This is a genomic window from Microvirga sp. 17 mud 1-3, assembly GCF_003151255.1.
Lineage (GTDB): Bacteria > Pseudomonadota > Alphaproteobacteria > Rhizobiales > Beijerinckiaceae > Microvirga.
Map to the genome: position 1 here is coordinate 902808 of NZ_CP029481.1, position 26055 is coordinate 928862.

General features: G+C 61.0%; 23 protein-coding genes. 16 read left to right on the forward strand and 7 right to left on the reverse strand.

Features of this window, described 5'->3' with window-relative positions; genetic code table 11:
* Positions 1–74 precede the first annotated feature (74 nt).
* The 7 genes from C4E04_RS04130 (at position 75) to C4E04_RS04160 (ending at position 9241) form a co-directional block, all read left to right on the forward strand.
* Positions 75–1838: an ABC transporter substrate-binding protein gene (locus tag C4E04_RS04130; protein WP_245416226.1), complete on the forward strand. Its 1764-nt coding sequence runs from the start codon at positions 75–77 to the stop codon at positions 1836–1838.
* Between the two features lie 144 nt (positions 1839–1982).
* Entirely contained in the window at positions 1983–2939 is a 957-nt protein-coding gene (locus tag C4E04_RS04135) for an ABC transporter permease (RefSeq protein ID WP_245416227.1), read from the forward strand.
* A 29-nt stretch (positions 2940–2968) separates the two neighbouring features.
* On the forward strand, positions 2969–3808 hold the full coding sequence (locus C4E04_RS04140; protein WP_245416228.1) for an ABC transporter permease: 840 nt from the start codon (positions 2969–2971) through the stop codon (positions 3806–3808).
* Positions 3809–3823: 15 nt separating this feature from the next.
* The gene (locus C4E04_RS04145; RefSeq protein ID WP_109595238.1) at positions 3824–5500 is read left to right on the forward strand and encodes a serine hydrolase; all 1677 of its coding nucleotides are present in this window, start codon (positions 3824–3826) and stop codon (positions 5498–5500) included.
* A gap of 14 nt (positions 5501–5514) precedes the next feature.
* On the forward strand, positions 5515–6609 hold the full coding sequence (locus C4E04_RS04150) for a pyridoxal phosphate-dependent aminotransferase family protein (RefSeq protein ID WP_245416229.1): 1095 nt from the start codon (positions 5515–5517) through the stop codon (positions 6607–6609).
* A gap of 12 nt (positions 6610–6621) precedes the next feature.
* Complete coding sequence (locus tag C4E04_RS04155; protein WP_109595242.1) at positions 6622–7419, forward strand: M55 family metallopeptidase; 798 nt, start codon at positions 6622–6624, stop codon at positions 7417–7419.
* A 433-nt stretch (positions 7420–7852) separates the two neighbouring features.
* Complete coding sequence (locus C4E04_RS04160) at positions 7853–9241, forward strand: FAD-binding oxidoreductase (RefSeq protein WP_109595244.1); 1389 nt, start codon at positions 7853–7855, stop codon at positions 9239–9241.
* Between the two features lie 182 nt (positions 9242–9423).
* On the opposite strand, the gene C4E04_RS04165 is transcribed toward C4E04_RS04160, so the two are convergent.
* On the reverse strand, positions 9424–10233 hold the full coding sequence (locus C4E04_RS04165; protein ID WP_162559270.1) for a TetR/AcrR family transcriptional regulator: 810 nt from the start codon (positions 10231–10233) through the stop codon (positions 9424–9426).
* Positions 10234–10256: 23 nt separating this feature from the next.
* On the opposite strand from C4E04_RS04165, the gene C4E04_RS04170 reads away from it, so the two are divergent.
* From C4E04_RS04170 to C4E04_RS04205, 8 genes are all read left to right on the forward strand, one after another.
* Complete coding sequence (locus C4E04_RS04170) at positions 10257–11351, forward strand: ABC transporter ATP-binding protein (RefSeq protein ID WP_109595249.1); 1095 nt, start codon at positions 10257–10259, stop codon at positions 11349–11351.
* A gap of 44 nt (positions 11352–11395) precedes the next feature.
* Complete coding sequence (locus C4E04_RS04175) at positions 11396–12493, forward strand: ABC transporter substrate-binding protein (protein ID WP_109595251.1); 1098 nt, start codon at positions 11396–11398, stop codon at positions 12491–12493.
* A gap of 118 nt (positions 12494–12611) precedes the next feature.
* Entirely contained in the window at positions 12612–13493 is an 882-nt protein-coding gene (locus C4E04_RS04180; RefSeq protein WP_109595253.1) for an ABC transporter permease, read from the forward strand.
* Positions 13494–13495: 2 nt separating this feature from the next.
* Positions 13496–14290, forward strand: coding sequence for an ABC transporter permease (locus tag C4E04_RS04185; RefSeq protein ID WP_174219249.1), 795 nt, complete (start codon positions 13496–13498; stop codon positions 14288–14290).
* Between the two features lie 18 nt (positions 14291–14308).
* A complete protein-coding gene (locus C4E04_RS04190) occupies positions 14309–15904 on the forward strand; it encodes a peptidase M20 (RefSeq protein ID WP_109595255.1) in 1596 nt (531 codons plus the stop codon).
* Positions 15905–15926: 22 nt separating this feature from the next.
* The gene (locus C4E04_RS04195) at positions 15927–16937 is read left to right on the forward strand and encodes a dimethylarginine dimethylaminohydrolase family protein (protein WP_109595257.1); all 1011 of its coding nucleotides are present in this window, start codon (positions 15927–15929) and stop codon (positions 16935–16937) included.
* A gap of 78 nt (positions 16938–17015) precedes the next feature.
* On the forward strand, positions 17016–18560 hold the full coding sequence (locus tag C4E04_RS04200; RefSeq protein WP_109595259.1) for an acetolactate synthase large subunit: 1545 nt from the start codon (positions 17016–17018) through the stop codon (positions 18558–18560).
* Positions 18561–18569: 9 nt separating this feature from the next.
* The gene (locus C4E04_RS04205; protein WP_109595262.1) at positions 18570–19853 is read left to right on the forward strand and encodes a M20 family metallo-hydrolase; all 1284 of its coding nucleotides are present in this window, start codon (positions 18570–18572) and stop codon (positions 19851–19853) included.
* Here the strand turns inward: C4E04_RS04205 and C4E04_RS04210 are convergent.
* The 6 genes from C4E04_RS04210 to C4E04_RS04235 all read right to left on the reverse strand — a co-directional run bounded on the left by C4E04_RS04210 (position 19826) and on the right by C4E04_RS04235 (position 25199).
* A complete protein-coding gene (locus C4E04_RS04210) occupies positions 19826–20746 on the reverse strand; it encodes a polysaccharide deacetylase (RefSeq protein ID WP_109595264.1) in 921 nt (306 codons plus the stop codon). The two genes, C4E04_RS04205 and C4E04_RS04210, sit on opposite strands and share 28 nt — an antisense overlap.
* Positions 20747–21144: 398 nt before the next feature.
* Positions 21145–22137 (reverse strand): 1-aminocyclopropane-1-carboxylate deaminase/D-cysteine desulfhydrase, encoded by a 993-nt coding sequence (locus tag C4E04_RS04215; protein WP_109595266.1) that lies wholly within the window; start codon positions 22135–22137, stop codon positions 21145–21147.
* Positions 22138–22141: 4 nt separating this feature from the next.
* Positions 22142–22828 carry an amino acid ABC transporter permease gene (locus C4E04_RS04220; protein WP_109600760.1) on the reverse strand — a complete coding sequence of 229 codons (687 nt, stop codon included), beginning with the start codon at positions 22826–22828 and terminating at the stop codon, positions 22142–22144.
* 4 nt (positions 22829–22832) lie between these two features.
* Positions 22833–23528, reverse strand: coding sequence for an amino acid ABC transporter permease (locus C4E04_RS04225; protein ID WP_109595268.1), 696 nt, complete (start codon positions 23526–23528; stop codon positions 22833–22835).
* Between the two features lie 69 nt (positions 23529–23597).
* On the reverse strand, positions 23598–24389 hold the full coding sequence (locus C4E04_RS04230) for an ABC transporter substrate-binding protein (RefSeq protein ID WP_109595270.1): 792 nt from the start codon (positions 24387–24389) through the stop codon (positions 23598–23600).
* A 51-nt stretch (positions 24390–24440) separates the two neighbouring features.
* The gene (locus C4E04_RS04235; RefSeq protein WP_109595271.1) at positions 24441–25199 is read right to left on the reverse strand and encodes an amino acid ABC transporter ATP-binding protein; all 759 of its coding nucleotides are present in this window, start codon (positions 25197–25199) and stop codon (positions 24441–24443) included.
* Between the two features lie 58 nt (positions 25200–25257).
* Here C4E04_RS04235 and C4E04_RS20785 point away from each other — a divergent pair, with 58 nt between their 5' ends.
* Positions 25258–25671, forward strand: coding sequence for a hypothetical protein (locus C4E04_RS20785; RefSeq protein ID WP_162559271.1), 414 nt, complete (start codon positions 25258–25260; stop codon positions 25669–25671).
* Positions 25672–26055 lie beyond the last annotated feature (384 nt).

Here is a 26055-nt window from a genome sequence, read left to right on the forward strand (position 1 = left end):
TCGTCTTTCTCTGGACGGATGACGTTCAATCCTTCGATCCGGCCTATATCGCCAATACTCCAAGTTCATATGGAGTGCTGAACGTCTATAGCCGTCTGTTGAATTACAAGGGATCCGAAATATCGGAATTCGTCCCCGCCATCTCGACCGAAGTGCCGTCGCTTGAAAATGGCCTGATCAAGCAAGGTCCGGACGGATCGGTGACCTACACTTTTCCCATCCGCAAAGGCGTGCGCACCCACAAGGTCGGCGTGAAGGGCGCTGACGGGAAGGTCACCTGGGAATATCTCGATACCCTCACGGATGCCCAGAAATCCTCAGTCGAACCCGGTTACGGCGAGATCACGGCCGAGGATGTGCGCTACTCATTCTTGCGCGCGATCCTCATGGGGCAGTCGTGGATGTCCAATGCCATCACGGAGGTCATCACGGCGGGCAAATACCCTGATATTGCCAAATGGGTGGAGGCAGAAGGCGGCGGCGCGAAGATCAAGGAAGCAAGCCCGGACGTCTTGCGCAAGGTGTACGACCAGCTTGCATCACAGATCACCGTAGAAGGTGATAAAGTAACAATGAAGCTGCCGAAGTCGTTTCCTGCAACCCTTGGCGTCGTCGCTTTGCCGTTTGGTGCCTCGATCGTCGACAAGGAATGGGTCGCGTCGGTCGGAGGCTGGGATGGTTCGGGTGATACTTGGATCAAGTACTACCGCCCGGAGCTGAGCGCCGATCCTCTCTTCGCACAGGAGAACGGCAGCGGCCCCTTCATGCTCGAGGACTGGAACCGAACCGAGCGGCGCATCACTTTGAAGCGCTTCAACAACTACTTCTTGGAGCCTGCTTCTCTTGAGCGGGTCGTCATGCGCACCGTCCCCGAGTGGACGACGCGGCGGCTCCAGCTATTGTCGGGAGACGCGGACTTCGTGACGACGCCAGTCGAGTTCCTGGACGAGTTGAGCAAGACGGACGGCATCAAGGTCGTCGATGGTCTTCCCAAGGTCTTCGGCCGAGGCCTGTTTTTTGCCTGGCCGGTGGATGATGCGGACAATCCAGCGATCGGCAGTGGCAAGCTCGACGGGGCGGGCATTCCGCCGGACTTCTTTGCCGATATCGATGTCCGCAAGGGCTTCAACTATGCGCAGAATTATGACGCGCTCCTGAAGCAGGTCCTGCTCGGTAAGACCGTGCAGTCGCGTGGTCCGTCCGTGCGTGGGATCATGGGGTACCGTCCGGATTCGCCGGTCTATTCCTACAACCCGGCAAAGGCCGCGGAGCACTTCAAGAAGGCCTACGGAGGCAAGCTGTGGGAGACCGGCTTCACCCTTACGGCGTATGTGCAGGAGGGTACGCCTCAGGGAACGGCGGCATTGTCTGCCTTGCAGCAGGGCCTGCAGCGCATCAACCCGAAGTTCAAGCTCAAGATTCAGTCGCTCCCGTGGGCCTCGATCTCGGACAAGCTCAATAACCGGGCAAAGCCGGCGTCGCCGCTGACCTACATGGGTTGGGGACCTGATTACTCCGATCCGGGCGGGCCGCTCGGAGCTGCGTCCTATTACCTTTCCCCCACGGGCCTCGTCGGCGGCATGGTCGGCCAGGGCTATCGCGACCTGATGGCCGAGAAGTTCAAGCCTCTCCTGGATGAGGCGTGGGCCTCCAACGATCCGGCCGTGCGCGAGCCGATCTACGCGAAGCTACAGGAAATGTCGTACGAGTATGCGACGACCCAGTTCCTCTGGGAGGAATTCGGATACATCGTGACACGCAGCAACATCGATGGTTTCGTCAATAACATGATCCTCTACGGGGCCTGGGACTTTTCGACCATCAAGAAGGCGAACTGAGCCCGATTCACAGCCGGACGGCTCGTCCGTCCGGCTCCTCCTTCTCCAATCGGAACGCTACGTGTGCTGAACTACGCTTTTCGGCGGCTCCTCATGCTGCCCGTCGTGATGTTCGCTTTATCCCTGATGATATTTGCGTTGCAGATGTCATTGACTCCAACCCAGCGGCTTGCGGCCTATGCTCCCTCGCCGGACTTCTTGAAAGGCGGACAGGAGAGCATCCGCGCGCTCATCGAGCAGTATGGCCTGAACGATCCATTCTACATTCAATACGGCCGCTGGATCGGAAACATCCTCACGGGAAATCTGGGCTGGTCTGAAACCGCCAGGCAGCCAGTTGGGGTCGCACTCGCGTCTCTTCTGCCGGCGACGATCGAACTGGTCTTCCTGGCCTTCTTTCCAGGACTGTTCCTCGCCATCTATCTCGGCTCGCGTGCCGGAATCCATCTCAACCGCTGGCCCGATCACCTCATCCGCGTCTTCACGATCCTCGGCTGGTCGTTCCCCGTCTATGTCTTCGGCCTGCTGATGCTGCTGATCTTCTATTCTGCGCTCGACTGGTTCCCGCCAGGACGCCTGAGCCAATGGGCACAAGCCGTCGTCTCCTCGCCCGATTTCGTCCGCTATACCGGAGCGAACACCGTGGACGCGCTCCTGAACGGCAACTTCTCCGTCTTCCTGGATGCGCTCCGCCATCTCGTGGCTCCCGTCGTCACCCTGATCTACGTCAATCTGGCGAACATGACGCGCGTCATGCGCACATCGATGCTTGAGACGCTGCGGCAGGACTATGTGCGAACCGCACGAGCCAAGGGAATGCCGCGGCGTGTTGTGGAGCTCCATCATGCCCGGCGCAATGCTCTGCTCCCGGTTGCCACGATCGCCGGAATGGAACTGGCCTATATGATGGGCGGCGTCGTCATCACGGAAACGATCTTCGATTATTCCGGCCTCGGGCAATTTGCCGCAAAGTCTGCAGCGAACCTAGATTTCCCGGCGATCCTGGGCTTCGGCCTCTACTTTGCGGTGGTCCTCGTCGTTCTCAATCTCTTGGTCGACCTCATCTATCCGCTCCTCGATCCTAGAGTGAAGACAAAGTGAAAACGCTCCGGTACTTCGCTAGAAATCCCATGTCGGTCCTCGGCGTGGCCATTCTCGTGGCCTTCGTGCTGATCGCCATCTTCGCGCCCGTCCTGGCACCTCCGCAGGAGTTCCAGATCACGCCCTACGACACCCCGAGGGCCGGCTTCACGGCGACGCCGCAGCCGCCCTCAGAGGAAGCGATCTTCGGGACGACCGAAGGGCAATACGACATCTACTATGCGGTGGTGTGGGGCACACGGACTGCGTTCAAGATCGGGCTCGGTGTCGTTGCGATCTCGGTCCTTGTCGGAACCATCGTAGGGGCCATCGCCGCATACTACGGAGGGATGGTGGACGAAGTTCTGATGCGTACGGTCGACGTGTTCATGGCAGTCCCCTTCCTGATCGCCGCGATGGTGCTCACGGCTCTGCTCGGCAAGGGTATCGTTCCCGTCACCATCGCGTTGGCGACTTTCGGCTGGATGGGTTACGCCCGCATCATCCGCAGCGAGATGCTCCGCATCCGTGAAATGGACTACGTCCACGCGGCAAGGACATATGGAGCGAGCGACCTCAGGCTCATCGCGCTTCATATCATCCCGAATGCCTTCTTTCCTGTGCTTGTCCTTGCGACGATGGCCACAGGATCGATGGTCCTGTCGGCATCGGCTCTCAGCTTCCTCGGCGTCGGCACCGAAGAGGGCTATGCCGACTGGGGGCAGTTCATCGCCTATTCGCGCAATTGGATCGTCGGACAACCAGGGAACCCGTTCCAGTACTGGTACACGTTGGCATTCCCGGGCGCCGCGATTTTCCTGTTCGTCTTATCGTGGAACCTCGTAGGTGACACGCTGCGGGACATCCTGGATCCCCGCCACTCTCATTGACAAAGGAGACGGTCATTGACCTCACTCAACGCCACTGCCGTCGAGCAGTTCGAAGACTTGATCCGTCATGAGGTAGAGGACAAGGCGATCCCCTCGATCTCATACGCCCTTGTCGACCGAGACTTCGTTCTGGCGCAAGGTCACATCCAGCGGCACGATCTTGACTTCGATATGCGCGAGGATACGTGTTTCCGCATTGGCTCCATCACCAAGACCTTCACGGCTGTTGCGATCATGCAGCTCGTGGAGGAGGGTCTCGTCGATCTCGATGCAGACGTGTCGGAGTACCTGCCAGGATTTCAGCCGCTGAATCCGTTCAAGGGTCGTGAAACGGGACCCTATGGATCCCAGATCAGCCTCCGGAAACTGATGAGCCACACGGCCGGTATCGTTCGCGAGCCCAAAAGCGGCCACTATCTGGATTCGACACGGCCGCCCCTCGCCGAAACCGTGGCCGAGCTTGCGACATCGACGCTGAAGCAGGATCCGAGCGCAGGCGTCATGCATTATTCCAACGCGGGCATCGCGGTAGTCGGCATGGTCATCGAGAAAGTCACCCGCAAGACCTATTCCGAGTACATCAGCGAGAAAATCCTGCGGCCGCTCGGGATGCATCATACCTCGTCCGGGATGGCCCCCGGCATCCGTGAGCGGCTTGCGCCTGCCAATATGTGGACGCTCGATGGGGACAGCCCTGCGCCGGTCTTCAGCCTGGGAGGCTCCCCGGCCGGGAATATCTTTTCGACAACAGGCGATATGGCGAAATATGCACAATGCCTGCTCCGGGGCGGATTCGGGCCCGATGGAAGTGCAATCGTCTCGCCCGCTTCGCTAAGGGAAATGTGGCAGCCGATCGGAAAGCGCCCTTCCGGTCATGACAAGGCGCTGAACGGATACGGCCTAGGCTTCGGCATCGGCGACATCGATGGTTGGACATCGGTCGGCCATGGCGGCGCTGTTTACGGCTATGCATCGCAGATGATGTTGCTGCCAAGTGCGGGCTTAGGCGTTCTCATCTTCGCAACTCTGGACTTCGTCAATCAGATTGCCTCGAGAATCGGTGCGGATGGGCTGCGGATCGCTTTGGCTGAGCGAAATATGGGACCGCGTCTTCCCCGGCTGCAGAATCCTCCACCCATCACGGACGAGCAGCTGGCGACGCTTCCCGGTCACTATCGGCATGAATCGACCGGCGAGATTGTGGAGGTCAAGGAGCATACGAAGAAGCTCTACCTCATGGGCGAAGGAGTCCCGCTCCAAATCAAGCCTGTTGCCGGTACCGATTTCGTCATCGATGGTCGCATCTACGGCCGAGGCTCAGAATATCCGCATATGAATCTCTCATTTCCCGAGCCGGAGACTCTGGTTTGGAAAGGCGCCCGCTGGAAGCGCATCGCAACGCTCCCGACCGAACAGGTGCCACCCGAGATAGCGCCTCATCTGGGTGAATATGGCCCGGACTTCAATATAACGTACCTGTATTACAGTCACGGTGAACTGCGGTGCCTCATCGAGTATTTCTGCACGCATGTATGCGAACCGGTCGATGCAGGACGGTTCCGTATGCACGGGCTTCTATACGAAGAAGAGATCCTCGAGCTTGGCGCCGTGGATGACCAGGGACGCAGCGGAATTCGCGTCGGCCCCATGTTTCTTGCTCGGCGCAATCAACCGGCAGAGTGTGCAAGTTGAGTGCGGTTCCCAAAGTGAACGATCTCACGACCATGGAGTCTCCGCTCGGTCCGAGAATGCGGATCAATGGTCGTGAGGTCGATTATTTTTGTGGCACCAGCTACTACTGTCTCCATGGTCATTCCGAGGTCATCGATGCTGCATGTGCGGCAACCCGCCAGTTCGGAATGGGGCCCGGCACCCTTGCTCAGATGGGCGTTTATCAGGACCTTCAAGAGCGGCTGAATGCGTGGTTTGGCGTCGAGCACGTTGTCAGCCTCATGTCGGGCTATTCAAGTCCGATGGCGCTTTTGCAGGGCCTGCGCGATGACTTCGATGTGGTCTTTGTCGATGCTGCCACCCATTACAGTGCCCGTGATGCCCTCGGCACGCTTTCCAAGCCTATCTTCAGCTTCCGCCACCTCGATCCCGAATCCCTGGCCGACGCTCTTGCGCGCCATGTCGGAGCGCGGCAGCGACCTCTCATCGTCACGGATGGCGTCTTCCCTTCATCCGGAGCGCTCGCGCCTCTCAAGGACTACAGGCGCGCGATGGAGCCGTACGAAGGAGCCTGTCTTGCTGTCGACGATTCCCACGGCGTTGGCACGCTCGGCAGCAGCGGACGCGGCTCACTGCAGCATGCCGGGATCGAAACCGAAGGCAATTTTCTTGCAGGTACATTGAGCAAGGCCTTCGGGGCATCCGGCGGTATTGTTCCGGGCAACCGTGCGCTTGCGGACAAGATATCCGCAAACGCAATGGTCATGCGCGGTGCCTCGCCCATGACGCCGGGGGCGGCGGCGGCCGCCACCGCAGCGTTGAAGATCCTACAATCCAAGCCTCAGATGCGCGAGAATCTGATACGGAACGTCCAGCATATGCGCGGCGGGCTTCGGAAGATCGGCTTCGATATCGCCGATACGCCCGTCCCGATTGTCAGTGTCCGCGGCGCGGTCGATTTCGATCGCCTCCGTGAGAGGCTTGACGCTAGGGACATCATCGTCAAGGTGGTCAAACCGTCAGGATACTCGGATGCGCCGGATGTCCCGAGCATGCGCCTGGCTGTGTTCTCGGAGCATTCCCCCGAGCAGATCGACGGCCTTCTATCGTCAATCTCAGAACTCGCATAATCAGAGGAACGTATGAAAGTCTTCATCAGCGCAGACATTGAAGGCACGGCAGGAATCACCGCCTGGGACGAAGCCAAGAAGGGCAACCCGGAATACGCGGAGTTCCGTGAATACATGACGGACGAGCTCGTCGCCGCATGCGAGGGCGCAAAGGCTGCGGGTGCTACGGAAGTGTTCGTGAAGGATGCGCACTCCACGGCACGAAACCTGAACCTCTCCCGGTTGCCCGAATACGTCCGCATCATGCGCGGCTGGAGCGGGCATCCGGACATGATGATGTTCGGTATCGATTCGAGCTTTTCCGCGGCTCTCTACACCGGCTATCACAACAAGGCAGGAACGGATACAAATCCGCTGGCTCACACTCTGACTGGCACCGTTTCGAGACTTTTGATCAACGGCGAAGTTGCCTCCGAGTTTACGATCAATGCCCTCTGCGCGGCGCGCTATGGCGTCCCGTCGGCGTTCCTTTCCGGTGATGCCGGCATGTGCGAAGACGCAAAGGCCATTGTGGCCGGCATCGGAACAGTGGCGACGAGCGAAGGCTTCGGTCCCGCAACGTCTTCGCTGTCGCCACGTGCATCCGTGGAGGCGATCCGCAACGGCGTCGAGGCGGCGCTGTCGGGCGACCTTTCAAAATGCTTGCCTCGCCTTGCCAAAGACTTCGAGCTGATTGTCGAATATACGACGCCGACCGAAGCCTTCCGCGGGAGCTGGTATCCGGGCATGGAGCACATGGCGCCGCGCAAGCTTCGCTACCGGTCGAATGACTTCTTCGAAATCCAGCGAGCGATCCGTTTCATCGTCTGAGCCTCGGCTGAAATTTTAGGTTGACGCCTGCTCAATGGATTGATGGTCCGTACATCCGTGCCTAGCGCACGGATGTTCATCTTTGTCGGTCATGCACCCGGCAATTCGGAACGTTATTGAACAACATGCCCAGCATATATGGTCAGCCCTGGTCGCCTCCGACACCGGGAACATAGCCCATCAAGCGCCAGTTGCAGGATGTTGTTATGTCACGCCGGAGGTGAAACTGTGAGGGGTAGATGGGCGGGCATGGCTACGCCTATCAATGCCGCGGGCCATTCTTTACTCGCGAAATTTTAGAACATGCGCGGGGCACCTGCACGAATGCATCATGAGACTGGCGGTGTCTCGCGCGGCCCATTAATACACCTCTCGACGCATTTATGCCCGCCCGTGGGCACGCCTCATAGTCCGATGACAGGAGCAGACATCAATGGCCGCGGTTCTTGACGCATTGCGCGATGTGCTTGGCAGCGGTGGCCTCAAAACCGGAGACGACATTCCGCGCAAGAACTTCGGCGATGCAAGCAGCGCTAAGCCCCATGCGCCTCTTGCCCTTCTTCTCCCTCGCTCGACGGAGGAGGTGTCACGCTGTCTGGCGATCTGTAATACCTTTAACCAAAGGCTTGTTCTACAAGGCGGAATGACTGGGCTGGCGGGCGGCGCGAATCCGCAGGAGGACGAGATCGCTCTCTCGCTCGAACGGATGGTGGGCGTAGAGGAAATCGACCGTGACAGCGCGACGTTGACGGCGCTTGCCGGCACGCCGCTCGCCGTCATCCAATCCGCAGCCGAGGAAGCGGGCTTTATGTGTGGAATTGATCTCGGCGCCCGCGGAAGCTGCACCATCGGCGGGAATGTCGCAACGAATGCAGGCGGCAACCAGGTTTACCGCTATGGAATGACGCGCCGGAACGTTCTCGGGCTCGAGGTTGTGCTGGCCGACGGCCGTATCGTCCGATCGCTCAACAAGATGATGAAGAACAATGCCGGCTACGACTGGACGCAACTCTTCATTGGCAGCGAGGGCACGCTTGGTGTCGTGACCCGCGTGGTGATCCCCTTGCATCCGCGCTCATCGGGGCTCGCATCTGCTCTCTGCGGGATCGATACCTTTAGCGATGCGCTCACGGTGCTTCGTCGATTCGACAGCCGCTTTCCCGGCCGGCTTCTCGTGTTCGAGGCCATGTGGCGGGAGTATATGGATATTGCCATCGATCGATCGGGTCTCGCGCAACCGTTCGGGGAACGGCATGAAATTACCCTGCTCGTGGAGGCAACTATGGGGGATGACGCAGGCGGAGAGGAAGCCTTTACGGAGACCCTTGCAGAACTCATCGAGCAGGGTGTCATCAAGGACGCGCTGATTGCGCAATCGGGCAGTGACCGCAATCGATTCTGGGCATACCGTGAGGCCAATTACGAGTTTGACCGTGTCCTCCCCAAGGGATCCCACTTTGACGTGAGTGTCCCTTTGTCCCGGATGGCGGAGGCTGTCGATCTGCTGCGCCAGCGAAGCCGTGGCCGGTGGCCAAATTCGGTGCTGATCGTGTACGGCCATGTGGCGGACAGCAACATCCACCTCTCACTTTTCGACGCGGGCTACGACGAAACCGTCGGCCAAGAGATGAATGCGGTCGTTTATGGCATCATCTCTGATGTGGGCGGCACTGTCTCGGCAGAGCATGGGATCGGCTTTCTCAAGCGCCCCTATCTCGCCATGAGCCGCACCGCGCCGGAGCTCGATCTGATGAGGGTCATCAAGCAGGCACTCGATCCAAATGGAATTCTCAATTCGGGTCGCATTCTTGCTCCGGCATAAGCCGGATATCCGAACGAAGTTTTCCCAGATGATGCAAGGAAACCTCTATCCATTCGGATGGGCGTGCGGCTCATGTCGACGATCACGAAAGCCTACGACAGTTTCCCCTACCTAGCGCAGGGGAGCTGCCTCGCGAGCCCATTCTTCGGATGAAGGACTCTTCGCAGCTCCACAAGATTGTATCATGTTGCTGGCCGGGCTTTGCGTCCACGTGATGAAGCACAGGCGGCCGCATTCCCGAGCACTCCCGTGAATACGAGGTGGACATGCGCCTTCATTCCAGCCTTAAGAGCATCCACCGTCATCGTCTCGTCCGAGATGAACAGGCTGAAATGATGAGTGCCGAGGGCCGTAATCAGTGTGGCCAGCTCGGAGATATTCACGTGCTCCCCGATCACCCCGCGAGCGCGCATTCCATCGAACATCTTCACGTAGTGCTTGATGATCAGCCAGTTGAAGAAGATTCCGGCGCGGTGGAGGCGGTCGCCGGGCTGAGTATACGGCGTCGCGAGAATCACACGCCAGCATTCCCGGCCTAACGTACGTAGTGCCTGGTCTGCGAGGAGATTCTCGAACCCCTGGACAGCCTCGACAGGATCCCGCGGTGGATTGCGGATATAGGCCCTCCGCTCTGGCAGAGCAGTTCGCGCATGCCGCATTGCGAGCGCTGTAAGAATGTTCGTCTTCGTCGAGAAGTAGTTATAGACCGTCGCGGGTGCAACGCCCGCCGCTTCCGCGATCTCCTCGATCCGTGTGCCTTCGTACCCTTGGGACGCGAACAGCTGTGATGCAACCGTCAGAATGAGTTCGTGACGATTGCGCCGGTTTCGGCTTCTTCGGCTTATTGAAGGCTTGGTCGCTTCCATTGGTACGAGAATGGAGAAGAAAAAACTTAGAGTCCACTCTTTTTTGTACTTGACTCCAAATTTGAGCCGTTGTCCCCTGATGGTGCCCAGGACATTACGCTTCGGCAGTATGTCCTCATAATCCAAATAAAGAGGGACGGGGCGTAAGTATGAAAACAGAAGAGACCGGGCGCGATCTGCATATCGATCGAGTTTGCAAGCAATTCGGTTCGTTCAAAGCGGTCGATGACCTGTCACTGGATATCGCGCAGGGGGAGTTTCTTACACTCCTCGGCCCCTCCGGCTCGGGAAAGACAACACTTTTGATGATGATTGCCGGCTTCGTGCAGCCCAATTCCGGCAACATCTTTCTCGACAATCGTCCCATTATCCATTTGCCGCCGGAGGCGCGCAACTTTGGAATGGTTTTCCAGGGCTACGCACTCTTCCCTCACATGAGTGTGTTCGAGAACGTGGCCTTTCCGCTCAAGGTCCGTAAGGTTCCGCGGGAGGAGATCAAGCGCCGCGTCGAAGCCGCCCTCGACTTGGTGCAACTCCGGGCCAAGATGGATCGGCTTCCGCGCCAGCTCTCCGGCGGCCAGCAGCAGCGAGTTGCGCTCGCCCGAGCCATGGTGTTCACCCCGCATCTGCTGCTCCTCGACGAGCCGTTGAGCGCTCTCGACAAGAAACTGCGCGCGGAATTGCAGGACGAGCTCAAGCGGCTGCATCGAAAGGTCGGCCTGACATTCATCTACGTGACGCATGACCAGGACGAGGCGCTCTCCATGTCGGACCGGATCGCGATCATGCGCGACGGCCAGCTGGTCCAGCACGGCACGCCTACGGATCTCTATGAACGCCCGCGGACGACTTTCGTCGCCGACTTCCTCGGCAAAAGCAATTTCATCCGCGGCCGGGTCAGTGCCGTTTGTGAGGGCGAGTTTCGCTTCACGACGCCGCAGGGCGAGTTCCTGCAGAAGACGAACGGGCCGCAGCCGCAACTGGGAGCAGACGTGGCAATTGCCGTGCGGCCGGAAAAGATGTCCGTCGTCGGCGCAGGCGACGAACCCGGCAACGTCATTTCTGGCACCGTCGCCGAGTGGAACTATTTCGGTTCCGAATTCCGCCTGGTCGTCGATGCAGGCGAGGTCGGTCCTATTGCCGTGATGCTGCCCGCTTGGCGGTCGGGCGGTGCACCGGAACTCGGCCAAAGGCTGAAGATCGGCTGGGAGCCGCGTGCGGGAATGCAGGTGATGGAAGCCTGAGACGAGAACCGCCGCCGTCAACTCAAAAACAGAGAGGGATCATCATGACGCTACAAACCTTTGCCGAGGATTGCCGGGAGATTGCAAAGGAGGAGGGGAAGGGGCTGTCACGCCGCGACATGCTGCGCGCTGCCTTCGCGCTTGGCGTCGCACCCGCCGTACTCGGAAGCGGATCAGCCCTGGCGCAGGACCGCAAGGAGGTCGTCCTCGTTAATTTCGGTGGCGAAGCCATCAAGGCATTCGAGGAAGCCTATGTGAAGCCCTTCGCCGCGCAGGGCGGCCGCATGGTCCTCGACGGCAGTGGCGCTCTCAACGGCAAGATCCTGACGATGGTGCAGTCCGGGCACGTGACCTGGGATATCTGCGACGCAGGAATAACGACCCTGGCCGAGCTCGGGCCGAAGAACGCCCTCGAAAAGATCGACTATACCATCGTAGACAAGTCCAAGGTGCCGGCCGAGTTCGCTTACGAAGACGGCGTCGTGAACTACATGTTCAGCACGGTTCTCGCCTGGGACAAGAGCAAGATTCAGGGCCAGCCGACTCTTGCGGATTACTTTGACGTGAAGAAATATCCGGGTCGCCGGATGATGCGCAAAGATTCGCAGGGGATGCTTGAGCTTGCGCTCCTTGCGGACGGTGTGCCCATCGACAAGCTCTATCCCCTCGACGTGAAACGCGCCTTCGCGAAGATCGAAAGCATCAAGAAAGATCTGCTCTTCTGGAGCAGTGGCTCCGAGAGCCAGAGCCTGATGCGGGACGGCGAGTGCGTCATGGGCCTTCTGTGGCACACCCGCGGCAACATTCTGCGCCGCGAGACGCAGGGTCGGGTGGATTATACCTTCAAGGACGGCCTGCTCCAGCCCGGCCTCTGGGTCGTTCCGCGCGGAAATCCCGCAGGCAAGGAAGCCTTCCGTGCTATCGCGTCCATGCAGCAGCCGGAGGGCCAGGTGAAGCTTCTGGCAGCCATGGGCAACGGCCCGGCGAACCCGGCAGCGCAGGCTCTCGTTCCGCCGGACCAACGCACGCAGAACCCGGCCGATCCGGAGAACGCGAAGGTCCAGGCGAAGATCGACGCGGCCTGGTACCGGGAAAATCACTCGAAGACCTTCCAGAATTTCCTCGACCTGATCTCGTCTTAATCCGGCTAAGGGGCGCCGGCCATGCCGGTGCCCCATTCATTAAACGACGTCGTGCCCGACGCCGGTTCCCGGCGAACGCGGCACCATGCCATCCCGCGCCACCGAACCGGACAGCCCGATGACAATCGTCACCAGAGCGAATGCCCCGCGTGCCATCACCCGGCCGTTCTTCACGCCAACGACGCGCTACTGGCTGCTGATTGCACCGGCGCTCGCCATGATGGTTGTGTTCTATCTCTATCCGGTCGGTCGGGTCCTTTGGATGAGCGTGACCGAACCGAGCCCGGGGTTAGACAATTACGCACTTCTCGCAACCAGCGCCTCGATCCAAAGGATGCTGATGACTACGGCGAGGATCGGTGTTCTTACGACAGTAATCACGCTGATCCTCGCCTATATCGTTTCGTACGCTCTGGTGCACGCTTCTCCATCGACGCAACGCTGGATGTTCCTCGGCGTCCTGATTCCTTTGTGGATCTCGGTCCTTGTACGGGCCTTCGCCTGGTTCGTGCTCCTGCGCCGCGAAGGTCTCATCAACACGGCGCTCCTTTCCACCGGGCTCGTGGATACGCCCCTGAACCTGATCTGGAACGAAACCGGCGTGATGATCGGCATGGTGCATTACATGCTGCCGCTCGGCATTCTTCCGATTTATGCGAATATGCGCGACATCGATCAGCGATGCATTGCGGCCGCCCGCGGCCTAGGTGCGACCCCGTTTGAAGCATTCCGAAAGGTGTTCCTGCCTCTCTCCCTTCCGGGCGTCGTCGGTGCGAGCATCCTGGTCTTCATCTTCTCCCTAGGCTTCTTCGTCACCCCAGCGCTTCTGGGCGGCGGGAAGACGCTCATGATCGCCGAGTACATCAAAGTGCAGATCCTCGAAGTGGTGCGCTGGGGTGTCGGCACCATGCTCGCCGCAACCCTGCTCATCGTGATCGCTTCTCTCCTGGCCGGCCTTAGCCGCGTCGTCGACCTTCGCAAACTTTTCGGGGCCGGCTGATCATGACCGCGAACGGCTTCGGCAACATCTCCATCATGACGCGATCCCTCGCGTGGGCGATCATTTGCTTCCTCGTCCTTCCGATCACCATCGTGTTCGCGGTATCGGTGACCGACCGGCATTACCTCTCGTTGCCGGAGCACGGCATCTCCTTCCAGTACTACCGCAATCTATTCACCAGCGGGCCATGGCTCAGCAGTATCGCCCAGAGCTTTGTGATTGCTTGCGCATCGACGGCCATCGCGGGCGTCACGGGTACGCTGTGCGCCATCGGCTGCTGGAGGCTCGGGAATCGCGCCAGCAACTTCATCCGGTTGCTCATGCTCGCCCCGATCATGGTGCCGACAATCGTCTATGCGCTCGGGATTTATCAGTTCTGGATCGATCTCAGGTTGCTCGACTCCTACACCGGGCTGATCATCGCCCATGCGGTGACGGGCATTCCCTACGTGGTGATCACCGTTTCGACCGCCCTGGCGGGCTTCGATCCGCGGCTCGAACAGGCGTCGCTCAATCTCGGCGCGTCAATGTTCCAGACCCTCCGGCTTGTCATCATTCCGAGCATCATGCCGGGTGTCGCTTCGGGCCTGATCTTCGCCTTCATCCACAGCTGGGACGAGCTCGTCCTCGCGCTCTTCATCGCCGGACGAGGCGTGTTCACCCTCCCGCGCCGGATGTGGGACGGCATCAACGAAGCACTCGATCCGACCATGGCCTCGGTCGCAGCCGTGCTCGTCCTCATCACGGTCGGGCTCCTTGTCGCCGACATCGCCATTCGCGCCAGCCGCAAAGCCTAGCATTGGAAGGACAAGAAAATGTCGTCACATTCATTCGGCCCTGAAAAGGCGGCCGCCCTGGCCTGGATTGAGGGCAACACGGAAAACCTATCCCGAGATCACAAGACGATCTGGGATCTGCACGAGCCTTCATGGCGGGAATATCGCTCCGCCGCCTGGTACGTGGAGCGGCTGCGTCGCGAAGGCTTCACGGTCGAGGAAGGGTCAGGGGATATGCCCACGGCCTTCTGTGCCGAGTGGTCGAACGGATCGGGCCCCACGATCGGCGGATATGCGGAATACGACGCCGTGCCCGGAACCTCGCAGGAAGCCGTGCCCTATCGCAAGCCCCGGGAAGGCGTCAGCAGGCATGCCGCCGGTCACACCGACCCGCACTCGGCCCTCGGCATCGGATCCTTTACGGGCTTCCTCGCAGCCAAGCACGCGATGGAGAAGCACGGGATCAAGGGCCGTCTCAAATTCATGGGCGAGCCGGCCGAGAAGATGTGCGGCTCGAAACCCGTGCACGCCGCCAAGGGTTACTACGACGACCTCGACGCGGCGATCAGTTTTCACCCTCACTCCTTCCCGGCACTCGCGAACAGCTGCTTCTGGGACACGCACAGCGCCCCCTATTGGAGCCGCATCTACACCTTTGAATGCCCTCATCCGGAGACTTGGCAGCGCTCGGGCGCATTCGCAGGCGTTACCCATAGCCATTCGACTGCGCGTGCGCCCGGGGCCATCGACGCGGTGTGCCTCATGTACACCTCTTCGAAGTACACGAAGGAAGCTATGCTCCCCCATCATGGGAGTTGGAGCCTCAACGAGTTCATCCTCCATGCCGGCCACGCGGCGGCGGACAATCTCGCGCCTGGACTCGCGCAGATCCAGTACTCGCTGCGAGCGCCAACTCTCGATATGTGCGAGCGCGTCTTCGAAGTGCTCGATCGCAACGCGGAGCATTGCGCCGCCATGGCCCATTGTACGGTCAAGTCGGCATGGATCACGCGGACCCGCGCAGGCCTGCCCAACCACGCCATGGCAGAGACGGCTTGGCGGAATTTCGAGGCCATCGGGGCACCGCAGTGGAGCGAGGAGGCTCGTGCCTTCGGTCGCGAGATCCAGAAAAGCCTCGGGGTCGAGCCGATGGACGACCCGTTCATGCCCGAGATCCAGAAGTTGACGCCGCCATGGGAGGGCGAGAAGGCGTTCCGCGAGCAGCTGCCCTCCTGGCAGAAGAACCTCGCTGCCGACGATTACGTGGACTACACCTGGCACGCTCCGACAGTTCGTCTCTATGTCGGACGTCCAACCCTCAAGGCGCCGCCCGGATACCGTTATCCGGAATGGACCCGCTATGCGATGGGCGGCATGCCCGCCTGCATCGACCCCATGTGGACGACTGCGGGCAAGGTGATCGCCGCAACCATCGTCGATCTCCTCACCGACGGAACGTCTCTCGCCAAGGCACAAGCCGAATTCCGAGAGCGGACGGGCGGCGGCATCGGTGGCGAGCGATGGGTCGCACCGCTGCTGCCCGCCGATTTCGAGCCGCCCGTGAACTACCGCTGGCCGGAATATGTCGCGACACCCCGCGGCACCGAGTGGACCATTCCCACTGCCGCCGAATGAACCCTAGTGTTTCCAGGAGAAAATGATGTCCATCATCTCTGAAGGCGAATATCGCTACAATATGCTCATCAAGACTTTCGCGTCCCGGCCCGAGCCACCGTTCCACGACGAGAGCGAGCAGGTCGAAGTCTGGGGCCAGCGCTGGGGCTGCAACAACGACGTCGGTCAGATCCGGAAAGTGCTCATGCACCGGCCGGGACCTGAGCTGAAGATCGTCGATCCGTCCATGCGTCTGCCCGACATCGGCGCTTTTGGCGACCCGGAAAAGGGCTGGTACTGGCGCGGCGACACGGTTCCGGATCTTGCAGCGCAACAGGAGCAGCACGACGGCCTTGTGGCGGCGCTGCGGGAGGAGGGGGCGGAGGTCGTCTTCGTCGATGAATGTGCCCCCGGCAAGATGAAGACGGTCTATACCCGTGACAGCGTGATCGCCGTTGACGGGGGAGCGATCGTCACCCGGCTCGGCCCCCCGGTTCGCCGGGGAGAGGAAGCGCCTGTGACGCGCTCGCTCGCCAAGATCGGCATGCCGATCCTGCGCACCATCACCGGGACCGGCCTGCTCGAAGGCGGCAGTTTCGCGTTCCTCACGCCCAAAGTCGCCGTCCTGGGATTGTCGAGCCGGGTTAACGAAGAGGGTGCCCGCCAGCTCGAGGAAGTGCTGCGTACGCAGGGAGTCGAGCTTCTGCGAGTCGAACTGACCGGCTACCGTCTTCACATCGACGGCATGATCGTCATGGTCGACGCAGACACCGCCTTCGTCAATCCGACGCTGCTTCCATTCTGGTTCCTGGAGCGGTTGAAGGAGCTTGGCATCCGGCAGATCGAAGTCTGCCCGGACGACGGGCCGTGGGTCATCAACTGCCTTGCGGTGCGACCTGGCCGGGTCCTCATGGCGGGCGGATTGTCGGATCGTACCGCTGAGAAGTTCGACAAGGCCGGGATTTCCGTGCGGGTCGTTCCTTACGACAAGGTTGGTCTTGGCGGCGGTGGCATCCACTGCTCGACTGCGCCGCTGATCCGTGATCCTCTTTAAGAGGCACTGAGCCGCGCGGTCTTGCCGCGCGGCTCCCATGTCCTGACCACGGGCCCTGTCTTCCTACGAGGTTCCTTCATGAACGGCGCCGAAAGCCTGGTGCGCACGCTGATCGCGAGCGGCATCGATACATGCTTCGCCAATCCCGGCACATCCGAGATGCACTTCGTCGCCGCCCTCGACCGGGTGTCGGGGATGCGCTGCGTCCTCGGCCTTTTTGAGGGGGTCGTGTCGGGGGCAGCGGATGGTTATGCGCGCATGGCCGACAAGCCGGCCGCAACGCTGCTCCACCTGGGGCCTGGGCTCGGCAATGCGCTCGCCAATCTTCATAATGCCCGCAAGGCGGGGACGCCGATCGTCAACATTGTCGGCGATCATGCCACCACTCATCGTCGCTACGACGCACCGCTCACGGCCGACGTGGAAGGGGTCGCCCGCCCGATGTCGGCCTGGGTGCATACCTCTATGGATGCCAAGAGCGTTGCCCGCGACGGCGCGGAAGCCGTGGCCGCCGCTCTTTCGCCTCCCGGCTGTGTCGCAACGCTGATCCTGCCAGCCGACACGGCATGGAACGAATCCGACGGCCCCGCTTCGGCTGTTGCACCCAAGCAATCCGCGAAGGTGAGCGACGAGGCCATTCGACAGGCAGCGGCACATCTGCGATCGGGCGAGCCGACTCTTCTCCTCGTCGGCGGCAGGGCGCTGCGCGCGAAACCACTGGAGCTGGCAAGCCGCATTGCGCAGGAGACCGGTGCCAAGCTGATGGCGCCTACGTCCAATGCGCGGATCGAGCGCGGCGCGGGCCGCGTCGCCATCGACCGGATCTTCTACCCCATAGGGCAGGCTCTGGAGCAGCTTGCCCCCTATAAGCGCGCCGTCATCATAGGCACTCAGAACCCGGTTGCCTTCTTTGCCTATCCGGGGAAGCCCAGCCTCGTGCTGCCGCCCTCCTGCGAGGTTCAGGTCCTCGCCGAGCCTGGAAACGATCTCCTCGACACTCTCGAGCGTCTTTGCGACGAGCTCGGAGCGCGCAGCCAAGCTCCTCAGCTGCAGGCAGGCTCACGGCCCGAGCTCCCCCGAGGCAGCCTGACCCTCGATGCCATTGCGGCGGCAGTCGCCGCGCTCGTTCCCGAAAACGCCATTCTCGTCGACGAGAGCATCAACTCGGGCGGAGCGATTTATCCGTTCACGCAGGGCGCGCCGGCCCATGATTGGCTGCAGCTCACCGGCGGCTCTATCGGTATCGGTCTTCCCCTCGCGACCGGCGCCGCCGTCGCCTGTCCTGACCGACGGGTCGTGGCGCTCCAGGCGGACGGGAGTGGGATGTACACCCTTCAGGCCTTGTGGACACAGGCACGCGAGAAGCTCGATGTTACGACGATCATCTTCGCGAACCGAGCCTATGCCAGCCTCGATATCGAGCTGCGGAACGTGGGAGCATCGCAGCCAGGCCAAGTTGCTCTCGACATGCTGGACCTGTCCCGGCCGGACCTCGACTGGGTCAAGATGGCCGAGGGTATGGGCGTCGAGGCCGCCCGGGCCGATACGGTCGAGCGCCTGATCGATCTTCTGCGCGGCTCCTTCGCCCGGCGCGGCCCCTTCCTCATCGAAGTTCCTTGCTAGGAGAGTGCCATGCGGACGCCAAACCTTATGATAGACGCCGAGCGGTTGTGGTCCGACCTCATGGAAACAGCCCGGATCGGAGGTACGACGAAAGGTGGCATCCGGCGTCTGACCCTGACTGACGAAGACCGGGCGGTACGCGAGTGGTTCCGGAGCCAGTGCGAACGGATCGGCTGCACGGTGCGCATCGACGAAGTCGGCAACATGTTTGCTCTCCGCCCGGGCCGCCGGGCCGATCTAGCGCCCATCGCGATTGGCAGTCATCTCGATACACAGCCGACCGGCGGCAAGTTCGACGGTGTGCTCGGCGTGCTCGCAGGGCTTGAGTGCCTGCGCACGCTTCACGAAGCCGGGTATGAGACCAATGCGCCGCTGGCTCTCGTCAACTGGACGAATGAGGAAGGATCCCGGTTCGCTCCGGCGATGCTCGGTTCCGGCGTTCATGCGGGCGTGTTCGATAGGGCCTATGCTGACGCGCGCCAGGATCCGGCCGGCGTTCTCTTTGGCGAGGCCCTCGACGGCATCGGCTTCCGCGGCGACGAGCGGGTGGGAAGCATCGCTCTCGGCGCCATGTTCGAGCTGCATATCGAACAGGGGCCGATCCTGGAGGAGGAGGGCCGGACCATCGGCGTGGTCAAGGGCGTGCAGGGGATGCGCTGGTATGACGTAGAGATTGTCGGCCGAGAGTCTCACGCTGGCTCGACCCCCATGCGCTCGCGCAAGGACGCCCTTTCGGTGGCCGCTCGTCTCGTCATTGACGTCGAGCGTCTCGCACGCGACGTCGCTGACGCAGTCGCGACCGTGGGGATGGTTGCCGTGCACCCGAATTCGCGGAACGTCGTTCCTGGCCGCGTCAACCTCTCGATCGATCTTCGCCATCCGGATGCGGCGGTGCTCGATGAGCTCGAGCTCGGCTTCGAGAAGGTCCTGAAGACTTTGGAGGCGGAGAACGCTATAACGGCGACGCTGACCCGGATCTGGGACTCGCCTCCGGTTCCGTTCGACGAAGGATGCCTCGCATCCATCCGCAAGGCGTCGGAGGATGCCGGTTTCCCATGGCGCGAGATGGTTTCTGGAGCGGGGCACGATGCAGCCTATATCGCCCGCATCGCCCCGACCGCGATGATCTTCATTCCGTGTGCCGGCGGCCTTAGTCACAATGAGGAGGAAGATGCCTCCTTCGACGATTGCCGCGCCGGCGCACAGGTGCTGCTGCAGGCAGTGCTCGACTACGACCGCCGCTTCGCCGACAGCGTTCCTGAGTTTCAGCGGTCGCGGAGCGGGGCAAGGTGAGGCACAGGTTCGGTCCAGAATGGAACATCCTCGGTCCTGGGTGTCCATTCGCCGTTCGCCACGAGCTGACGCACGTGAGCAGCGATCTCGCTCATGGGTGCGAACCAGACGCTGCCCTTGGCGATCATATGCTCGATCAGTGCGATCATGGCTTCTGCGCGTGACAGGCGTCCCGAGAGAAAAGGGTGCCAGATCGAAATCCAAAGACCGCCATGGTTCCAGGCCGCATCGAACTCGGCCTGGTACACCTCCAGCGCCCGCGCCGGTGCTCGAATGGGCATGCGCCAGGAAAATTCCTCTAGGCTCGCGTACTGATTCCAATCGTCGAGGGAGAAGTCGGACGGAATCTCGATGAGGGATCCACGCTGCGTTTGAAGAAGATAGGGCACGTCGTCGCCAACAAGCGAGGCGTCGTACGTGAAGCCTCGCTCGACGAGGAGTTCGACGGTATGTTCGGACAGAGCATATCCCGGCGCACGGTATCCGACCGGAGCATTCCCGACGAGATGCTCGAAGGCCTTGATCGCGCGGTCGAGCACGCGGGCTTCCCCGTCGCGGGTAATGGTATTCGGCCGCTCGTGCAGCCAGCCATGGTGACCAATCTCGTGCCCAGCCTCGACGAGGGCAGTTACAGCATGCGGATAGGCCTCCATGGTCCAGCCCGGAATGAAGACGGTCTGCCGCAGCTTATAGGCCTCCCATATCTTGATGAGGCGCGGTATCGCCACGAAGGGGCCGTAGCGGAGAGCCGAGGACAGCGCCAACCGCGAGGGTGCGCTCTGTTGGTGATAGATGTGGAGGAGGCTTTCCGCGTCGAGATCGAAGGAGAAGCACACCGCGCAGCGGGCTCCGCCTGGCCAGGGTGGAGGATTGGCGAGAAGGGGCCGAGGCATCTCAATATCTTCCTGGACGCGAAGAGCGTCGGCCCAATTAAATCAGAGCATTTTGGATTCGCAAAGGCGGACGGAGAACGCCGCGTTGGCCGCTCCCGCCGTGTGCGCGCTCGATCATGCACAGGGTTTTGTCGCAAATTCAGGAGTGGACGAGAGGAGAGCAATTGCGCGGTCGGGCAGCGCGCAGGTGAAACTGTTCGCCGAGCGTTGGCCGCCTTTAGCCAACCACTACCGAATGCAGAGCAGAATCGATCAAATGCCTGCTCTTGAACACGTCCCCTCCGCTCGCGGGACTTGGCGAATGGTCATCGCAACATAAAAGCAAAAGGATTGCGGCGAATCCCTTAGCATAGCCGCCTTCGATCTACCCTCGAGTCATCGACGACAATGCTGGATTTCTAGGTATCTGCGGCGCAGGAGGGTGCTATTCCCAAGCTGAACATGGCTGGCGTACCACCCGTATGGACGATGCATGCGGCCTCATGGCTGGGAATATCCCCTCGCCCGAGGCAGCTCAGCAGCCCTGCGAAGGTCTTCGCCACATAGGTTTGTTCGAGCATGAGCGCCTCGAGGCGCGCAAACAGACGACAGGCCTCGATGGACGCATCGGTCGGGATGCCATATCCGGCACCCAATTGATCCATGTGAATCTGGACACGCTCCAGCATGTCGTATGCGGGTCTGAAATCGATCAGCCGGCACAGATCCATGAGGATGGCCCCAATCAGCGCTTTAAGTTCCTCGGCGACATACTCGACGCTGACGAGATGAAAGGTCCACGGCAGGTCGAGCATGGCCGCACCCAGGATCATCCCGGCTTCCGTGACGCCCATGGAGCCGGGCAGAACGATGTGGCGCAGATCGACGCCGGCCGCGACGGCCTGCTCGTAGAGTTCCCGGGCAGCGTTGACGTAACCGAGTGCGCCGATCACCGGATCGCCTACCAGATAGGGGCGACGCCCGGCAGCGGCGAGCTTTGCGACGGCATCGCTCGCCAAGCGTGAGCGCTCCGCCTCGTCGACTTGGCCCAGGTAACAGATACGCGCGCCCATCATTTCCGTCAGCAGGCGATTGCTATGCATGGGCGAGGAGTCGGACCCCGCATAAAGCACCAAGCATTCCAGTCCTATTCTGGCTGCAGCCGCTGCCGTCAACCTGACCTGGTTCGATGCAGCTGCGCCTGCGATGACCAGAAGATCGCTGTTCCGCTCCAGCGCTTGGCCCAGCCAGAACTCGAGATTGCGCAACTTATTGCCGCCGAAGGCGAGGGGCATGCAGTCGTCGCGCTTGACCCAGAGCTGCGAATGCCCGGCATGGGCCCCAGCCCGCACCATCGGCTCCAGAGGCGTCTGCCCTGACAAGAGTGACACGCGCGGAAAAGCATCCAGCATCCGGTTAATCCAGATCGACGGGTCGGGCCGCTCCCACGCGGCGCTCGGCCCAGCGCGCGAAGCGTAGGACAGGATAGCAATACAGGAAGTAGATGAACGCGATGAGCCCGTAGATGAACAGAACGTCCCGCGGGAAGCGCAGGATCGACACCTCGCCCTGGCGGGTTAGTTCCGAGATGCCAACCACCGAGAGAATCGCGGTGCTCTTGATGATCATCACGTAGACGCCGCTCATCGGCGGCACAGTCAGCTTCAGCGCCTGCGGGATGACGACGTGCCAGAGGCGCTGCAGGCGGGTCATGCCAAGCGCGGTCGCCGCCTCCGATTGGCCGCGCGGTACGGCCTCGATGGCGGCCTTCACGATCTCGGCCACATAGCTAGAGGTGTAGACCGAGAGCGCAACGAAGGCAGCCGTGCGCGAGTCCCAGCTGAGCCAGGAGACCCCCGTGTTCGGGAGCACGAAGTAGAAGACATAGAGCTGCACGAGGAACGGGGTTCCGCGCAGCGCATGGATGTACAGGCCGAAAAGCCCCGTGAGGAAAGGCACACGCTGGCTGCGTACGAGGCCAATCACCGCGCCGATCAACGAGCCGGCCACAATGGCCACGAGGGAAACGTAGAGCGTCTCCAGAAACCCTTTCCAGAGGAACGGCAGTAGGGACGACGTGATGGACCAGTAGCGTTCGAGCATCGCATCAGCCCTGCGCATTCCAGGCTGGGCCAGCCAGCCACTGCTTCGCGCCGCGGGAGAGAAGGAGAACCACGAGGTATATGAGCAGGTAGCCAAGAGCAATCGTCAGGAAGCTCTCGTTAGGCCGTACCCGTTCGCTGTTCAGAAGAATGCCGGCGCTCGTGAACTCAAAAACCGTAATGATGGACAACAGGGACGTGTCCTTGATGAGAACCGCCGTCTGGCCGATCAGTGGGGGAAGCGTGTTGGCGAAAGCCTGCGGCAGAACGATGTAGCGCATGCGTTGGCCGTAATTCATCCCGACCGCCTTGGCGCCCTCGATCTGGCCCCGGGGAACGGATTCGATCCCGGCGCGGATGATCTCGCCCATATAAGGGGCGCTGTTCAGGGTCAGGGCGGCAATGCCGAAATACATGTCGTTCCAGCTCTTCGCGAAAGGCAGAAGGGCAGGGAGGCCGTAGTAGACAAGATAAATCTGGACGAGGAGCGGCGTCGCCCGGATGAAGGCCACATAGCCTTCGATCGGCTTGCGGAGACCCATGCGGTTCGACAGGAGCGCGAGGGCGACGAACGTGCCGAGCAGAAGCGACAGGACGAGGCTCGCTCCGGCAGCCGTTAACGTGTTGCCCAGTCCCTCGGCGAAGCGACCGAGATACTGCGCCACGATTCGGTAATTATAATAGTCGAGGAGCCAGGTCATCACTGTCGAGGGAATTCTTGTGCGAGGGGCGCAGCCGGCCGTCTGGCCGGCTGCCGGTGGATAGACCGCTTACTTGTGGTCTTTTTCCCAGTCGCTGGTGTTCCACCAGTAGTTCACCAGGTTCTCAAGACGGCGGTCCGCCGTAATCAGCTCCACATAATTGTCGAGCCAGAGCTTCAGGTGGAACGCATTGGCTTGAGTGGCGAAAGCGAGGGGCTCGCGGGTGATGACGCCCTCGAGGATCTTCAGGTTGCCGAATTCGCGCACGAAGTTGGTGACGTTGCCGAGGTCCGATACCGCGCCGTCGAGACGGCCGCTGGAGAGAGCCTGGGCCACGGCCGCCGTGCCGCCGGCGAATTCCTTGAGGTTCGCCTTGGGCATGAATTTCTTCACCGCATCGCCATAGGAGCTGGCCTGGGTGGCGCCGATGTTGAGGCCATCCTTGTTGATCTCTTGCCAGGTCTTGTAGGGCGCATCCTTGGCGACAACCGCGACGGTTTCCTGATAGAACATTGGGCGGGAGAACAGGAGCTGCGCGGCGCGCTGGGGCGTCGGGGTCATGTCGGCAGCGATCATGTCGACCTTGCCGGACAGGAGCGCCGGGATCAGGCCCTTCCAATCGTAGTCCTGGAACGTGACTTTCACGCCGAGATCCGCCGCCATCATTTTGGCGAGCTCGACCGCGAGGCCGGTGCGCTCCCCCTTCTTGTCGACGAAGCTGACTGGCGCACCCTGCGTCTGAACGGCGACACGGAGCTCACCGCGCTTCAGGATATCGTCCATTTCGTCCGCTTGAGCGGCACTGGCGAAGCCCAGGCAAGCCGTCACGGCCGCCATGATCAAGTTCCGTAGTTTCATCATGTGGTCTCTCCCTCTGTCAGTCTTTTGGCATGTTCCTCAGGAGCCCGCGGCTCAGAGGATCTGGTCTAGAAACGCCCGGGTCCTTTCGTGGGATGGTGACGCGAAGAAGGGGCCGGGCTCTCCTTCTTCGACAATCCGTCCCTCGTCCATGAAGACGATGCGATCCGCGACCTCGCGGGCGAAGCCCATCTCGTGGGTCACGACTGCCATCGTCATACCTTCCGCCGCCAAATTGCGCATGAGATCCAGAATGCCGCCAACCATTTCCGGATCAAGAGCGGAGGTTGCCTCGTCGAACAGCATGATCTTTGGATTCATGGCAAGCGCGCGAGCGATTGCGACGCGCTGCTGCTGCCCGCCAGAGAGTTGGCTCGGATAGTGGCTGGCACGGTCCGCAATGCCGACCTTTTCTAGCAGGTCCCGTGCGCGTGAGACCGCCTCCTCGCGCGAGCGCCTGCGCACGACCATCTGGGGAAGTACGACATTATCCAACGCCGTCTTGTGCTGGAAAAGGTTGAAGTGCTGGAACACCATTCCGATCTCGGCCCGCAGGCGGTTGAGATCCGTATTCTTGTCGCTCAGAGAGACGCCATCGATCATGATGCGGCCGGTATCAAAGCTCTCCAAAGCGTTCAGGGTGCGCAACAATGTGCTTTTGCCGGAACCGGACGGACCGATAATGACGAGCACCTGACCCGGCTCGATGGACAGTGACACATTGTCGAGAGCGCGATGCTCACTGCGCCCGTGAGCTGCTCGAAACGTCTTGGAAATCTGGTCAACAAGGACAATGGGGTTGGCGGTCATCATGCTACTTTCAAGTCGATCGGACGCTCGCCCGAGAATGCGACGGCCGCGGGGAGACGCCATGATCGCTCGCGCACGCCGCCTTTATCATCCCGCCGAGAGTTTCCAGGATGAGACGGATGCAAACGCGTACACGCAGCAGGAGCCACTTGATGCGCGGGAGTGCATTCAGTCCTGCCTGGGCTTCAGCTCCGTCGATATTGTCGATTCGCATTCGCGCAGGGGCGCCTGTTGTCGCGGCCGGTTCGATCAGCGGCCGCTGGTCTCTGCTGGTGCCGATATGACGATTGCAGACCCAATAGATCTCCTCGTGCGCGGGCTGAAGCAGCTCGTCACGACCATCAACAACGACGCAATGGTTGCCAAGGCCATGCATTTTCAAGAACCGACGGGCACTAGGAATAATGAAGTTATCACATTATATCGCTTCATACCAGGAAAGCCGACACCCAATCCGTCTTCGATGGGGATGTGAACACTGGGTTCCGTCTCAGGGCGAGTCAAGGCGGGGCTCCCCCTCGCAAATTAGACAATAGTTAGCATCGAAGTTAAAGCACATGGCAAGTTTCATCTGGCATCGCTTCCCCCGCGGACGATGGCGAGGGGCAGTGTCGTTACGCCAGGCTGCTTCCGGTCGAAACCCTTGCCGCAACTGCGGGCCTGAGCCCATCATCCTTTTACGAACATTTCCGCGCTGTGACGTCTCTGACGTCTCTGCAATTTCAGTAGCAAGTGCGCCTGACCGAGGCCCGGCGCCTGGTGATGACTGCAGGTGCGAGTGCGAGCCTCGCCGTCTGTTTGGCCGGGTATGAGAGCGTGCAACAGTTCACGTGCGAGTGTAGGCGGATATTCGGCCTGC

Bases quoted from the DNA above. Each gene is read 5' to 3' on its own strand.
- C4E04_RS04135 (WP_245416227.1), top strand. From the start codon at position 1,983: ATGTCATTGACTCCAACCCAGCGGCTTGCGGCCTATGCTCCCTCGCCG.
- C4E04_RS04140 (WP_245416228.1), top strand. From the start codon at position 2,969: ATGTCGGTCCTCGGCGTGGCCATTCTCGTGGCCTTCGTGCTGATCGCC.
- C4E04_RS04155 (WP_109595242.1), top strand. From the start codon at position 6,622: ATGAAAGTCTTCATCAGCGCAGACATTGAAGGCACGGCAGGAATCACC.
- C4E04_RS04160 (WP_109595244.1), top strand. From the start codon at position 7,853: ATGGCCGCGGTTCTTGACGCATTGCGCGATGTGCTTGGCAGCGGTGGC.
- C4E04_RS04170 (WP_109595249.1), top strand. From the start codon at position 10,257: ATGAAAACAGAAGAGACCGGGCGCGATCTGCATATCGATCGAGTTTGC.
- C4E04_RS04175 (WP_109595251.1), top strand. From the start codon at position 11,396: ATGACGCTACAAACCTTTGCCGAGGATTGCCGGGAGATTGCAAAGGAG.
- C4E04_RS04180 (WP_109595253.1), top strand. From the start codon at position 12,612: ATGACAATCGTCACCAGAGCGAATGCCCCGCGTGCCATCACCCGGCCG.
- C4E04_RS04185 (WP_174219249.1), top strand. From the start codon at position 13,496: ATGACCGCGAACGGCTTCGGCAACATCTCCATCATGACGCGATCCCTC.
- C4E04_RS04190 (WP_109595255.1), top strand. From the start codon at position 14,309: ATGTCGTCACATTCATTCGGCCCTGAAAAGGCGGCCGCCCTGGCCTGG.
- C4E04_RS04195 (WP_109595257.1), top strand. From the start codon at position 15,927: ATGATGTCCATCATCTCTGAAGGCGAATATCGCTACAATATGCTCATC.
- C4E04_RS04200 (WP_109595259.1), top strand. From the start codon at position 17,016: ATGAACGGCGCCGAAAGCCTGGTGCGCACGCTGATCGCGAGCGGCATC.
- C4E04_RS04205 (WP_109595262.1), top strand. From the start codon at position 18,570: ATGCGGACGCCAAACCTTATGATAGACGCCGAGCGGTTGTGGTCCGAC.
- C4E04_RS04210 (WP_109595264.1), bottom strand. From the start codon at position 20,746: ATGCCTCGGCCCCTTCTCGCCAATCCTCCACCCTGGCCAGGCGGAGCC.
- C4E04_RS04215 (WP_109595266.1), bottom strand. From the start codon at position 22,137: ATGCTGGATGCTTTTCCGCGCGTGTCACTCTTGTCAGGGCAGACGCCT.
- C4E04_RS04220 (WP_109600760.1), bottom strand. From the start codon at position 22,828: ATGCTCGAACGCTACTGGTCCATCACGTCGTCCCTACTGCCGTTCCTC.
- C4E04_RS04225 (WP_109595268.1), bottom strand. From the start codon at position 23,528: ATGACCTGGCTCCTCGACTATTATAATTACCGAATCGTGGCGCAGTAT.
- C4E04_RS04230 (WP_109595270.1), bottom strand. From the start codon at position 24,389: ATGATGAAACTACGGAACTTGATCATGGCGGCCGTGACGGCTTGCCTG.
- C4E04_RS04235 (WP_109595271.1), bottom strand. From the start codon at position 25,199: ATGATGACCGCCAACCCCATTGTCCTTGTTGACCAGATTTCCAAGACG.
- C4E04_RS20785 (WP_162559271.1), top strand. From the start codon at position 25,258: ATGATCGCTCGCGCACGCCGCCTTTATCATCCCGCCGAGAGTTTCCAG.